The 12,687-nt window shown below is 70.2% G+C and carries 12 protein-coding genes; 9 read left to right on the plus strand and 3 right to left on the minus strand.

Translation table 11 applies throughout. From position 1 onward, the window contains the following. Positions 1-9: 9 nt before the first annotated feature. Complete coding sequence (locus H504_RS0104065) at positions 10-1,170, minus strand: sensor histidine kinase (protein ID WP_157440201.1); 1,161 nt, start codon at positions 1,168-1,170, stop codon at positions 10-12. A 127-nt stretch (positions 1,171-1,297) separates the two neighbouring features. Between H504_RS0104065 and H504_RS0104070 the strand changes: the two genes are divergently transcribed. The 9 genes from H504_RS0104070 (at position 1,298) to mctP (ending at position 11,394) form a co-directional block, all read left to right on the plus strand. Beyond that, entirely contained in the window at positions 1,298-2,890 is a 1,593-nt protein-coding gene (locus H504_RS0104070; protein ID WP_035303289.1) for a dynamin family protein, read from the plus strand. Next, complete coding sequence (locus H504_RS0104075; protein ID WP_026421736.1) at positions 2,887-3,459, plus strand: maleylpyruvate isomerase family mycothiol-dependent enzyme; 573 nt, start codon at positions 2,887-2,889, stop codon at positions 3,457-3,459. Before H504_RS0104070 ends, H504_RS0104075 begins: the two co-directional genes overlap by 4 nt. A gap of 72 nt (positions 3,460-3,531) precedes the next feature. Further along, positions 3,532-3,912: a nucleotide exchange factor GrpE gene (gene grpE / locus H504_RS0104080; RefSeq protein ID WP_026421737.1), complete on the plus strand. Its 381-nt coding sequence runs from the start codon at positions 3,532-3,534 to the stop codon at positions 3,910-3,912. Beyond that, positions 3,909-5,738, plus strand: coding sequence for a dynamin family protein (locus H504_RS0104085; protein WP_026421738.1), 1,830 nt, complete (start codon positions 3,909-3,911; stop codon positions 5,736-5,738). The genes grpE and H504_RS0104085 overlap by 4 nt, the downstream gene beginning before the upstream one ends. Positions 5,739-5,834: 96 nt before the next feature. Continuing rightward, the gene (locus H504_RS33195) at positions 5,835-6,617 is read left to right on the plus strand and encodes a hypothetical protein (protein ID WP_051385466.1); all 783 of its coding nucleotides are present in this window, start codon (positions 5,835-5,837) and stop codon (positions 6,615-6,617) included. Positions 6,618-7,026: 409 nt separating this feature from the next. Further along, positions 7,027-8,859, plus strand: a complete 1,833-nt coding sequence (locus H504_RS0104095; RefSeq protein WP_026421739.1) for a phosphoenolpyruvate carboxykinase (GTP) — start codon at positions 7,027-7,029, stop codon at positions 8,857-8,859. 136 nt (positions 8,860-8,995) lie between these two features. Further along, complete coding sequence (locus H504_RS0104100; protein ID WP_157440194.1) at positions 8,996-9,229, plus strand: hypothetical protein; 234 nt, start codon at positions 8,996-8,998, stop codon at positions 9,227-9,229. Between the two features lie 264 nt (positions 9,230-9,493). Beyond that, entirely contained in the window at positions 9,494-9,766 is a 273-nt protein-coding gene (locus H504_RS0104105; protein WP_026421741.1) for a DUF3311 domain-containing protein, read from the plus strand. Then, complete coding sequence (mctP, locus tag H504_RS0104110) at positions 9,763-11,394, plus strand: monocarboxylate uptake permease MctP (RefSeq protein WP_026421742.1); 1,632 nt, start codon at positions 9,763-9,765, stop codon at positions 11,392-11,394. Before H504_RS0104105 ends, mctP begins: the two co-directional genes overlap by 4 nt. A gap of 66 nt (positions 11,395-11,460) precedes the next feature. Here the strand turns inward: mctP and H504_RS0104115 are convergent, their stop codons facing one another. Next, positions 11,461-11,802, minus strand: coding sequence for a hypothetical protein (locus tag H504_RS0104115; protein WP_157440195.1), 342 nt, complete (start codon positions 11,800-11,802; stop codon positions 11,461-11,463). Positions 11,803-12,493: 691 nt separating this feature from the next. Beyond that, positions 12,494-12,649, minus strand: a complete 156-nt coding sequence (locus tag H504_RS41805; protein WP_169735318.1) for a hypothetical protein — start codon at positions 12,647-12,649, stop codon at positions 12,494-12,496. Positions 12,650-12,687 lie beyond the last annotated feature (38 nt).

Consider the following 12,687-nt stretch of genomic DNA (forward strand, 5'->3'; position numbering starts at 1 on the left):
CGCCCCCCGTCACGACGCGCTGACCGGGAGCACGGCCCGCACCCGCCAGCCGCCGTCCGGCTGGGGGCCTGCCTGCAGCGTGCCGCCGAAGACGTTGGCCCGCTCGCGCATGCCGATCAGCCCGTTGCCGCCGACCGCCAGCCCGTGCCGGGGGGCACCGGAGCCGCAGTCGGAGATGTCCAGTTCCACCCGGTCGCCGACCCGGCGCACCTGCACCGCCGCCGTCGCCCCCGGCCCGGCGTGCTTGATCGTGTTGGTCAGCGCCTCCTGCACGATCCGGTAGATGCCCAGGCCGACCCCGGCGGGCAGGTCGTCGAGCTCACCGGTCAGGTCCAGCCGGACCGGGACGCCGATCGCGCGGACCCGCTCGGCCAGGTCCGAGATGGACTGGGCGCCCGGCTGCGGGGCCCGGTCGGACTCGGTGTCGTCGCTGCGCAGCACGCCGAGCAGGCGGCGCAGCTCGGTCAGCGCCTCCCGGCCGGTCGCCGAGATGGTGCGGATCGCCTTCTCGGCGAGGTCCGGCTGCTTGCGCACCGCGTACGCGGCCCCGTCGGCCTGCACCACGATCACGCTCACCGCGTGCGCGACCACGTCGTGCAGCTCCCGGGCGATCCTGGCCCGCTCCTGGCCGACGGCGATCCTGGCCTGCTGGTCCCGCTCGGTCTCCAGCAGCGCCAGCCGCTGCTCGACCTCCCGGTGGTAGGCGGCGCGGGCCCCGGAGAACTCGCCGAGCACCCAGCAGAACGCGAAGATCACCACGATCACCAGGGTGGGCAGGATCCCCTGCGGCAGGCCCATCCGCCACACCGCCCACAGCACCGTGCCGATCGCCAGCCACAGCACGTACAGCGCGCCCTGCCTGCGCCCGATGTAGGCGACGATCGTGTACAGCGCCATGCCCAGCGCGATGTCGGCCACCCGGATCCTGGCGTCGATCCCGCCCGGGTTCGGCCCGTGCGTGATCAACTGCGCGAACCCGGACGCGAGGATCAGGTACCCCGCCAGCAGCGGGTCCCGTCTGCGGATCACCAGCGGCGCCAGCAGACCGATCCCGACCAGCCAGTACACCACCTGGTTGACCCCGCCCGGGACCGCGAAGACGGAGACCAGCTCCATGCAGGCGAGCATGGCGGCGATGACGCTGTCCCCGGCTATCGGGTGCGCCTTCATCCACAGACTGAACCTCCGCACGGTGCGAGCGTAGGCACCGACGGTTGCCACCCGCGTCCCCCCGGCGTCGCATTGCCGCTCCAACCGCAGGCTGAGCGGGGAGATCATGTCCACCGCCGCGGCCGCCATGGCACGATTCCGGGGCGAGCAGGGAGGGGATACCGCGTTGTCGACCGAGCAGCACCTGGCCGGACCGCTGTCCGCTGCGGTGGCGAACCTGTGCCAGCGGCTGCAGCCGCAGGTGTCCGCGCGCACCGCGGCGGGCTTCCGCGAGGTGCTGCGCAGGCTCGGCGCGCCGCTGCAGGTCGCGGTCGCGGGCCGGATCAAGTCGGGCAAGTCGACCCTGGTCAACGCGCTGATCGGCAGGCGGGTCGCGCCGACCGACGTCGGCGAGTGCACCCGGCTGGTCACCCGCTTCCAGTACGGCACGGTCGACCGGGTGGAGCTGGTGTTCTTCGACGGCACCAAGCAGGTCCTGCCGTTCGACGTGGGCGGCATGATCCCCAAGGACCTGGAGGTCGACTTCGACAAGGTCTCGCACCTGGAGGCCTACCTGACCAACGCGGTGCTGCAGAACTTCACCGTCATCGACACCCCCGGGCTCGGCTCGCTCGACCTGGCGTCGGTGAAGCGCACGGAGCAGTTGCTCGGGGCAGCCGCCCAACAGGACGACGCGGCGGACTCCGACGAGCTGGACGAGACCTCCCGCAACGCCGTCGCGGGCGCCGAGGCCGTGCTCTACGTGGTGACCCAGGGGGTGCGGGCCGACGACCAGCAGGCACTGGCCGCGTTCACCGCCGCGACCGCCAGCCGCGAAGCCGGACCGGTCAACGCCATCGCCGTGCTCAACAAGGCCGACACGATCACCCCCGAGTCGGTCGAGGGCAGCGACGGGGACGTGTGGAAGGCGGCGACCATGCTCGCCGAGAAGCAGGCCTCGACGTTGAAGCCGCGGGTCGCCGACGTCATCCCGGTCATCGGCCTGATCGCCGAGTCCGCCGAGTCCGGCGGCTTCACCTCGGCCGACGCCGACGCGCTGCGCCTGCTGTCCGGGTTGGACGACGCCACCTGGGAGACCATGCTGATCTCCGCGGACATCTTCACCTCCTGGGAGTGCGACGTCCCCACCGGCACCCGGCTGCGCCTGCTGGAGACCCTCGACCTCTACGGCATCCGCCGCGCCGTCGACGCCCTGCGCGCCGAGCCCGACCTGACCGCAGGCGCGCTGCGCCGCAGGCTGCTCGACGCCTCCGGCCTAGCCGGGGTCCGCACCCGGCTGGACGCCGTGTTCCGCGCCCGCGCCGACGGCATCAAGGCCGCCGCAGCGCTGGCCTCGGTCACCGCCCTCGCGCACGCCTCCGGCGACCCGGGCGAACGCCAGCGCGTGCACGACGCCATCGAGGTCCTGCTCGCCAAGCCCGAGGCCCACCAACTGCGCCTGCTGGAAGCCCTCACCCTGGTCACCTCCGGCGCCGTGAACATGCCCGACGACCTCGCCGAGGAAGTCCTCCGGGTCGGCAGCACCGCCGAGATCGGCGAACAGTTGGGCATGAAGGGCCGCCCGCACAAGGAACTCTCCGCGTACGCCCTCGAACGCGCGGGCTGGTGGCGTTCCTTCGCCTCCTTCGGTGCCACCCCGGCCCAAAGCCGGGTCGCCCACGTCATTCACCGGGCGTACTTCCTGATCTGGCAGCAACTCAAAGCCCAGGCCGCCGGATGACGGTCACCCCGGACGACTTCGACGCGGCCACCGCGAGCGTGCTGACGGCTCTGGCGACTGCCACCGACCGCGACTGGACGCAAGCACCCGGTACCGGTGACTGGAACGCACGGGTGACCGCTGAGCACATCGGGGACGGCCTGATGTCCTACGCGGCGCAGCTCGCTGTCCGGCCGACGACCGGATACGTGCGGTTCCTCGCCCAGGTCGACGCCGACGCCACCGCGGCCGACGTGGTGGAGTTCGCGGCGGCAGGCGCGGGGATGCTGTCGGCGTCGCTGCGGGTCGCCGACCCGGACCTGCTCGCGTACCACCCGAGCGGCATGGCCGACCCCGCGGCGTTCGCGGGCATGGGGTGCGTGGAGGTGTTGGTGCACGGCGTCGACATCGCGCGCGGGCTGGGCAGCGCGCTGGAACCGCCGCGGGATGTGTGCGCACGGGTAGTGGCGGCGATGTTCCCGCGCTTGGACGTCGCCGGGCTCGATCCGTGGACGGCGCTGCTGTGGGCGACGAACCGGGTCGAGGTCCCCGGTCGTCCGTCCCAACGCGGCTGGCGGTGGCGCGGCTGAGGAACCACCCGTCGGTGCCGTGCGTCGGCTATACGATGCGGCGGCACGTGGGCGACAGGCTGGGTGAGGCGGATGGCTTCCTGGTTCAAGAGCAGGCGCGAGGACGGGGAATCGGCGATCGACGAGCGGGTGGCGCCTGAGGTGTACGAGCAGGCGGTGCGGGAGCGGCAGGCACTGGTCGCGTTGTGCCTGTACGCGCACGACCGGGCCCGCAGTTCCGGGGTCGCGGAGCGGATCGAGGAGGGGTTGGCCGCGGTCGGGGTGACCTCGTCGCGGCCGGACGGTGACCGGTTCGACCCGGCGGTGCACGAGGCAGGGGGGACGGTCGGCACCGACGACGAGTCGTTGGCGGGGACGGTCGCCGAGACCGAGGTGGTCGGGTTCGACGACCGGGGGCAGGTGTTGCGCGCCCCGATCGTCACCGTCTACACCAGCAGGGCGACCACCGCATGACGCAGCCGAAGTTGTCGCTGCCCAAGCAGGTGGCGCAGACCCGCGAGCAGTTGTTGGCACTGCTGCGGGACGCGGCCCCGGAGTCGGCGCAGTGGGTCGAGCAGATCCGCGCGAAGCGGCGCAAGAAACCGTCCGTTGTGGTCGTCGGCGAGACGAACCGGGGGAAGAGTTCCCTGGTCAACGCCATGATCGACCGACCGGGCCTGTCCCCGGTCGACGCCGATGTCGCCACCGCGACCTACCTGTTGTTCGGGCACGCCGAGCAGTGGTCGGCGCGGGCGTGCTACCCGGGGCAACTGGCGCCGGTGCCGGTGGAGATCGACAAGCTGGTCAACTGGGTGTCGGCGGCGCACGAGCTGCCGGACGGGGAGCTGCCGCCGCGCTACGTGGAGGTCGACGGGCCGTCCGCGCTGCTCGAGGAGCTGATCGTGGTCGACACGCCGGGGGTCGGCGGGCTCGACTCGGTGCACGGCGAGCTGGCGATCGAGGCGGCAGCGTCGGCGACGGCGCTGCTGTTCGTCGTCGACGCCTCCGCCCCGTTCACCGGCGGCGAGCTGGCGTTCCTGGCGAACATCGGCGAGCGGGTGGAGACCGTCGTCTTCGCACTGTCCAAGGTGGACGCCTACCGGGGCTGGCGGCAGGTGCTGGACGCGAACCGGGCGCTGCTGGCCGAGCACGCGCCCCGGTTCAAGGACGCCACCTTCCACCCCGTGTCCTCGCGGATGTTCGAGCTGGCGGGCAAGGCACCCAACCCCGAGGCCGCTGCCATGCTCAAGGAGCGGTCGGGCATCGCCGAGCTGGTCGGGTCGCTGCGGGCGCTGCTGGTGGGCCGCTCGGCGATGCTCGGTGAGGCCAACACGCTGCGCGCGCTGTCGTCCGCGCTGGGTGAGTTGAAGGTGACGCTGGAGAACGAGCGGCGCGCGTTGACCACCGGCGAGGCGGAGGCGGAGGCGCTGCGCGCGCGCAAGGACGAGCTGACCGCGGAGCGCCGGTCGTCGACCCGGGGCTGGCAGGTGAAGCTGCGCAGCGAGGTGCAGCGGGCCCGGCTGGAGAACGCGCACGAGGTCAGCCGCCAGATGCGCGACCTGCAGTCGTGGTTCCGCCAGGCCATCGACCTCGCCGACCGGGACCGGCTGCGTGAGCTGCCCGGCCAGGTCGACGCGGCCATGCAGATGGTCAGCGGCCGGGTCGGCGAGTCGGTGGGCACCCGGCTCAACCAGGTCGCCGACTCCGTCCTCAGTGCACTGTTCAGCGCGGACGAGCTGGCCGTGATCCGCAGCCAGTTCGCCCGCGCGGGCGGCTCCCAGGTCGTGGTGCGCACCGCCGAGAAGCGCACCCCGACGGCCGAGGACAAGCTGCTGGTGTTCATGGGCGTCTCGGGCGGGTTCGGCGCGGGCAAGATGGCCGTCATCCCGCTGGCAGGCGCGATCGCGGCGCCGATCCTGCTGGTGCCGACGATCGTGATCGGCCTCGGCGCGGGCTGGTGGATCGCCCGCACCCGCAAGCACACCGCGGACAAGCAGCACATGAAGACCTGGCTCAACGAGTCCATCGCGGACGCGCGTTCCACATTGGACCAGTTGGTGTCCGAGCAGATGATCGACGCCGAGTCGCAGTTGTCGCTGGCGCTCGACGAGGCGCTCGGCAAGCGGATCGCGGGCATCGAGGAGCAGTTGCGCGAGGTGGACAAGGCGCTGCGGCTGGATGTCAGCGAGCGCCAGAAGCGCGCCACGGCCGTCGGCAAGCGGCTCACCGACGTGGTCGCCGGGCAGGATCGGGCGGAGCGGCTCCTTGCCGGTATCCGCACGGTTCGCGACAAGAACTAACGGCGTAACGCCGGGAACCGGTGCGGCGAACCGTCAGTCATATCCGCAACAACCCAGTGAAAACGCCCGCAAGGGTTAAGCCAGAGGGGGCTACCCGTGTACGTCGACGAGACCGGTGCCGACCACACCACCACTGACACCTCCGCGGACGAGGCGCACCACGACGAACTGACCGTTGAGGTCAACGGCGAGGAGTACGAGGTCCAGGAGAACTACGACTACGACCAGGACGGTCACAACGACACGGCCGTGGTCCAGACCGAGGACGGCTACCTCGCCTTCACCGACACCGACGGCGACGGCCACGCCGACACCGCGGTCGAGTTGGACGACCAGGGCAACGTGACCGCCGCGGCCGAGTACGACGCCACCTCCGGTGAGTGGACCGAGGCCGACCCGGGCTCCGTGCACAACCCGGCGGGCGACGGCACCGACGACCACGGGCACTCGACCGGCCACACCACCGATCACACCGGCGGCCACACGGCAGATCAAACCGGCCACACGGGCGACGACAGCACGCACGGCACGCACACCACCGCCGCGGGCCACGACGAGATCACCGTCGACACCAAGGACGGCGAGATGTCCGCGGGCACCGCGGAGTACGACGCGGACGGCGACGGCAAGAACGACACCGCCGTGGTGACCGACGAGCAGGGCAACACCTACGCGTTCACCGACAGCGACGGCGACGGGCACGCCGACGAGGCCGTCGTGATCCAGGCCGACGGGGACGTCACCGTCGCCGAGCACGGCACCGACGCGGAGTGGACCACGGTGGAGACCGGCCACATCGGCGCCGACGGCTCGTACGAGTCGGACAACTCGGGCCACACCGCCACCACCTCGGGGTCCGACTCGGCCTGGCAGGGCTGATCGTTCACCCGCGCCGGGCGAACGAGATGATCGACACCCGGTGATTCGGCACACGCAGCGTGAGGTCCCGGTACGCCACAGGCGCACCGGGACCTCGCTTGTTTGGCCCTGTTACCGTGTCAGTGCTCACCTTATGTCGTGATCTTTTCCCGCAAGACCGCTCGATCGGGGGAAAATCCGATCCGCAAGTGGGTACTGAATCGATTCCCTTATCGTTCTTGTGAGAGAACCGACAGGCAAGGTCTCGGTTACCTCGCCGTCACCGGGCTAACCTCGTAAGCATTCCTTCACGGCACGCACCCGCTCGACAGGGCGGGTGCTGCGCCATTCGGTTAGGACGCCGCCGTCCCCGGTCAGGTTGGTGGTGTCCTGATCGGCATTTCGGCGTTCAGTCAGGAGACGAGGCGAGATGACGGCAGTGACAATCCCTGGCGTTGACCAGGCACCGACGACGCACAAACGACTCCTGGCGTGGGTGCGCGAGGTGGCCGAGCTGACCGCTCCGGAGCGGGTGGTCTGGGTCGACGGGTCCGAAGAGGAATGGACCCGGCTCACCGACAAGCTGGTCGACGCAGGCACGTTCACCCGCCTGGCCGCCAAGCCGAACTCGTTCTACGCGGCGTCCGACCCCAACGACGTCGCGCGGGTCGAGGAGCGCACCTTCATCTGCTCGGTCGACGAGCAGGACTCGGGTCCCACCAACAACTGGATGGACCCGGCCGAGATGAAGTCGGTCATGACGGAGCTCTACCGCGGCTCGATGCGCGGTCGCACCATGTACGTGATCCCGTTCTGCATGGGCCCGCTCGACGCCGAGCAGCCGATGCTGGGCGTGGAGATCACCGACTCCGAGTACGTCGTGGTCTCGATGAAGATCATGACCCGGATGGGCACCAAGGCGCTGGCGAAGTTCGTCGACGCCGACGGCACCGAGCGCGACTTCGTGCCCGCGCTGCACTCGATCGGCGCCCCGCTGGAGCCGGGCCAGGCCGACGTCGCGTGGCCGTGCAACGACACGAAGTACATCGTGCACTTCCCCGAGGAGCGGCTGATCTGGAGCTTCGGCTCCGGCTACGGCGGCAACGCGCTGCTGGGCAAGAAGTGCTACTCGCTGCGGATCGCCTCGGTGATCGGCCGCGACGAGGGCTGGCTGGCCGAGCACATGCTGATCCTCAAGCTGACCTCGCCCGAGGACAAGGTCTACTTCGTCGCGGCGGCGTTCCCCAGCGCCTGCGGCAAGACCAACCTGGCCATGCTGGAGCCGACCATCCCGGGCTGGAAGGTCGAGACCATCGGCGACGACATCGCCTGGATGCGGTTCGGCGAGGACGGTCGCCTCTACGCGGTCAACCCGGAGAACGGCTTCTTCGGCGTCGCCCCGGGCACCGACTACCACACCAACCCGAACGCGATGCGCACCATCGCCAAGGGCAACTCGCTGTTCACCAACGTCGCGCTGACCGACGACGGCGACATCTGGTGGGAGGGCATCGGCGAGGCGCCCGCGCACCTGACCTCGTGGAAGAAGGCTGACTGGTCACCACAGTCCGGACTCGATGGTGAGAAGGCGGCGCACCCGAACTCGCGCTACTGCACCCCGATCGACCAGTGCGACACGAAGGCCGCCGAGTGGGACGACCCGAAGGGCGTGCCGATCTCGGCGATCTTCTTCGGCGGCCGCCGGGCCACCACCATCCCGCTGGTGACCGAGTCGCGGGACTGGCAGCACGGCACCTTCATGGGCGCCACGCTCTCCAGCGAGACCACCGCCGCCGCGGTGGGCGCGGTCGGCGTGGTGCGCCGCGACCCGATGGCGATGCTGCCGTTCATCGGCTACAACGCCGGTGACTACTTCAACCACTGGATCGAGACCGGCAAGCGCGCCGACGCGACCAAGCTGCCGAAGATCTTCTACGTCAACTGGTTCCGCCGCGGCGACGACAAGCGGTTCCTGTGGCCCGGGTTCGGCGAGAACAGCCGGGTGCTGAAGTGGGCGATCGAGCGGATCGAGGGCAAGGCCGCCGCGCGGGAGACCCCGATCGGCTGGGTGCCCACCGCCGACGAGCTCGACCTGGCCGGTGTGGACGGTGACCGCGCGGACATCGACGCGGCGCTGGCGTTCGACGCCGACGAGTGGCGGGCCGAGTTGCCGCTGATCGAGGAGTGGTTCGACAAGATCGGCGACAAGCTGCCCACCCCGCTGCGCGACGAGCTGGAGGCGCTGAAGCAGCGCCTCGGCTGACAGGTGACCACCGCGAAGACCCCCTACCGACGCAGGTAGGGGGTCTTCGTCGTACGCGGGTGTTCGCCGCGTCACAGCGGGGTCACCCGGGTGTCTGAGAGGGTAGGGCGGATTTGGCGGAGGAGGAGTGAGGTCGGTGCCCGAACACCGCGCATGGCGCTGGCTGCGGTCAGGCTACGACGACCGCGTGCACGCCTTCCCGGCCGACGAGCGGCCCGCCAGCTTCGTCGAGGCGGTCTGCGCGCACACCGTGCCGTTCGGCAAGCTCACCCGGTCGCACACCGGGGCCCGCTGCCTGTCCTGCCTGCTGATCGTCGGCGACCACCTGCCCGACCGGCTGCCTGCCCGGCCGGTGGACACTGTGGACTAACTCGGGACAACCCCGGTGCCGGGTCGCCGCGCGCCGTCTCGATCATCGAAATCCCACACGTCACACCCGTCCCATAGTTGTCCACAGGCTGTGGACAAGGTTGTGCACAGCCTGTGGAGCGTCGTGGGGAACCGCCTGCGGGGGTCGGCGATCGGCTCGCCAACAATCGGCCAAATGGGTTCACGCTCGGTGAGCCGGTGACGGGAGGCGGGTTCGCGCTCTAGTGTGTCGCGGCAAGCCGCCGTCACGGAGAGCGAGGCACCGATGACACACGCACCCGGCCGCTCCGGCATCCGCTGGAGCAACTGGAACCTCCTGCTGCTGATCCCGCTCGTGCTGCTGGTCACCCCGATCTTCAACCGGACCGATCCGAGGCTGTTCGGGATGCCGTTCTTCTACTGGTTCCAGTTCGCCGGGGTCGTCCCCGGCGTGCTGGTCACCTCGATCGTCTACCTCAAGACCCGCGGCGCCCCGACCACGCCCGCCCCCGGCGACGAGCCGGGCGTGGACACCCTGGACGAGGGGGTGGCGCGGTGAAGTGGACCGAGTTGGTCGTCTTCGTGGTGCTGTTCGGCGTCGTCACCGTGCTCGGGTTCGTCGCGGCCCGGTGGCAACGCGGCGAGTCGCTCGACCACCTCGACGAGTGGGGTCTCGGCGGCCGCAAGTTCGGCTCGTGGATCACCTGGTTCCTGATCGGTGGCGACCTCTACACCGCGTACACCTTCGTCGCCGTGCCCGCGCTGATGTTCAGCTCCGGCGCCGTCGGGTTCTACGCGCTGCCGTACACGGTGGTCCTCTACCCGCTGGCGTTCATGCCGCTGCTGCGGATCTGGTCGGTGTCGCGGGCCAAGGGCTACGTCACCCCGGCCGACTTCGTCCGCGGCCGCTACGGCTCGTCGGTGCTGGCGCTGCTGGTCGCGATCACCGGGATCGTGGCGACCATGCCGTACATCGCGCTGCAACTGGTCGGGCTGGAGGCGGTGCTGCGCACGTTGGGGCTCAACGGGTCCGGCGTCGTCGGACACCTGCCGCTGCTGGTCGCCTTCGTGATCCTCGCGGTCTACACCTACCAGTCCGGGCTGCGCGCGCCGGCGCTGATCGCCTTCGTCAAGGACATCCTGGTGTACCTGGTGATCATCGTCGCGGTGGTCTACCTGCCGTCGAAGCTCGGTGGCTGGAGCGCGGTCTTCCACGCCGCCGACGCCAAGTTCACCGCCACCGCGAGCCCGGCGGACGGCGTCCTGCTCAACGGCAACAACCAGTTGCAGTACGCGACGCTGGCCCTCGGGTCGGCGCTGGCGCTGTTCCTCTACCCGCACTCGATCACCGGCGTGCTCGCCTCGCGCGGGCGCACCGTGATCAAGCGGAACATGTCGGCGCTGCCCGCGTACTCGCTGCTGCTCGGCCTGTTGGCCCTGCTCGGTTTCGTGGCGATCGCGGCGGGCACCAAGCCGCTGATCAACAACGCCACCGGCAACCCGGACACCAACACGATCATCCCCAACCTGTTCGCGGGCCAGTTCCCGTCCTGGTTCGCCGGGATCGCCTTCGCCGCCATCGGCATCGGCGCCCTGGTCCCCGCCGCGATCATGTCCATCGCCGCGGCGAACCTGTGGACCCGCAACATCTACAAGGAGTACTTCCGCCGGAACGCCACGCCGAAGGACGAGGCGCGGCAGGCGAAGCTGGCGTCCCTGGTGGTGAAGTTCGGCGCGGTCGCGTTCGTGCTGTTCATCGACCCGCAGTTCTCCATCGACCTGCAGCTCATCGGCGGCGTGCTGATCCTGCAGACGCTGCCTGCCGTGGTGATCGCGCTCTACACCCGGTGGCTGCACATCTGGGGCCTGGTCGCGGGCTGGGTCGTCGGCATGGGCTGGGGGTTGACCATGCTCTACGGCATCAAGAGCGCCGATGGGAAACGCGCGCACTTCGGCGCGTCCGCGTTGAAGCTCGGCGACCTCAGCGTGTTCGGCTGGCACCCGCTCGCCGGGTCGACCGTGCAGATCTACGTCGGGATCGTCGCGCTGGGGGCGAACCTGGTGATCGCCGTCGCGGTCTCCTCGATCGCCCGCGGCCTGCGCGCGTTCAACGGGCTGGACGAGACCAACCCGGCCGACTACCACGTCGACGAGACCCCGGCCGCCACACCGGTCGCGGCGCGCTGACCGCCCAACGGCGAAGGGGCGGGACCCGACCCCGGGTCCCGCCCCTTCCTCGTTCTCGGTCGGCCGTTACCGCTGGCGGACCACCAGCATGGCCACCACCAGCGCCGCGCTGAGCAGCGACGGCACGATCCCGGCGATGAACGCCAACCCGATCAGGCCGGTCAGCACGCAGACGACCAGCAACATCGCCCGGTGCAGGGTCGGCGCCCAGTCACCGAGCAACCGCTCGGCGACGACCAGGGCGCGGTCGGCCCCGGTCCGGTGGGCCTGCGGCGGCTCGGGCCGCTCGACTTCGGTGGCCCGGTCCACCGGCGGGCTCGGCACGGCCCGCTCGGCGACTTCCAGATCTTCGAACCTCAGGTGCAGCGTGCGGCGGACGTCCGTGCCCACGGACTCCGTTCCTGTCACGGCCAAGGTGTCCGGCTCCTTCGTGGTACTGCGATTACCGATCAGTTTCCCGGTCGAGCTGGTGCCCCGGTGGCAACTACCGGGTAGTAGACGGTAAGCGGAGCGTGTTCGTCGGTGAGCGGCATCCTTGTGACGCCCCTCACCTATCGAGTGACGCTATGACCGATAGCTACTACGGATGGCCTACGACGACCGCCATCCGTCGGCTGTAGAACTGAACGGGTGGAGTACGCGCGGCGACATCGGCCCAGGAGGGGGCACCGCGAACCAGCCGGGCGGAGCAACCGGGCGACCCTCTGTGCCGATGTCCACTTCATCCGCGTGGAGCAATCCCATTCTGCGACGTGAAATTCGGTCACGCTCCGTTGGTCGCGGTTAGTCGACCCTTGGTCGAGCTCCGGCAGGCCGGGACAACGCCGTCGAGCGCGGTCCGCACACCGCGTCGGTCGCGGCGGGATCTCGCGGGGATCGGGCGCGCTCGGCGGCACCGGTCCACTTCGATCGGCAGGTCGGGCGGGTGGATCGGCAAGTGGCCGGAAAGGCCCTGGAGACAGCAGAAACCCCGTAGTGCTGCCAGGTCGGGGGTCCGCCAGCACTACGGGGTCAACCGGAACATCGTGCGTCGCTCCGGGGGTGTTACAACGGGCCGGAGATGTGCCCTGCATCACATCTCACGGCCCGAGCTCGTGGTTCAGCGCCACACGTTGTGCGAGTGCGCCATCGCGATCAGCTCGTGGCGCATCGCCGGGGTGGCGGCCTTCTCGATCGCGCGGTTCACGGCCTTGCGCGTGCGGGCCTCGGCGCGGCGGGCTCGGATCTTCGCGGTCACGTTCATCTTCGCTGGCATCCCCTCTAAGGACCTCGGTAGCCGCTCTGGCTGAGTGG

Origin of the sequence: Actinokineospora inagensis DSM 44258, from assembly GCF_000482865.1 — a bacterium.
Classification (GTDB): Bacteria; Actinomycetota; Actinomycetes; order Mycobacteriales; family Pseudonocardiaceae; genus Actinokineospora; species Actinokineospora inagensis.

What these genes read in the sequence shown, in the direction of transcription:
- H504_RS0104070 (WP_035303289.1), top strand. Translation starts at nt 1,298, where the DNA reads ATGGCACGATTCCGGGGCGAGCAGGGAGGGGATACCGCGTTGTCGACC.
- H504_RS0104105 (WP_026421741.1), top strand. Translation starts at nt 9,494, where the DNA reads ATGACACACGCACCCGGCCGCTCCGGCATCCGCTGGAGCAACTGGAAC.
- grpE (WP_026421737.1), top strand. Translation starts at nt 3,532, where the DNA reads ATGGCTTCCTGGTTCAAGAGCAGGCGCGAGGACGGGGAATCGGCGATC.
- H504_RS41805 (WP_169735318.1), bottom strand. Translation starts at nt 12,649, where the DNA reads ATGCCAGCGAAGATGAACGTGACCGCGAAGATCCGAGCCCGCCGCGCC.
- H504_RS0104075 (WP_026421736.1), top strand. Translation starts at nt 2,887, where the DNA reads ATGACGGTCACCCCGGACGACTTCGACGCGGCCACCGCGAGCGTGCTG.
- H504_RS0104065 (WP_157440201.1), bottom strand. Translation starts at nt 1,170, where the DNA reads ATGAAGGCGCACCCGATAGCCGGGGACAGCGTCATCGCCGCCATGCTC.
- H504_RS0104085 (WP_026421738.1), top strand. Translation starts at nt 3,909, where the DNA reads ATGACGCAGCCGAAGTTGTCGCTGCCCAAGCAGGTGGCGCAGACCCGC.
- H504_RS0104095 (WP_026421739.1), top strand. Translation starts at nt 7,027, where the DNA reads ATGACGGCAGTGACAATCCCTGGCGTTGACCAGGCACCGACGACGCAC.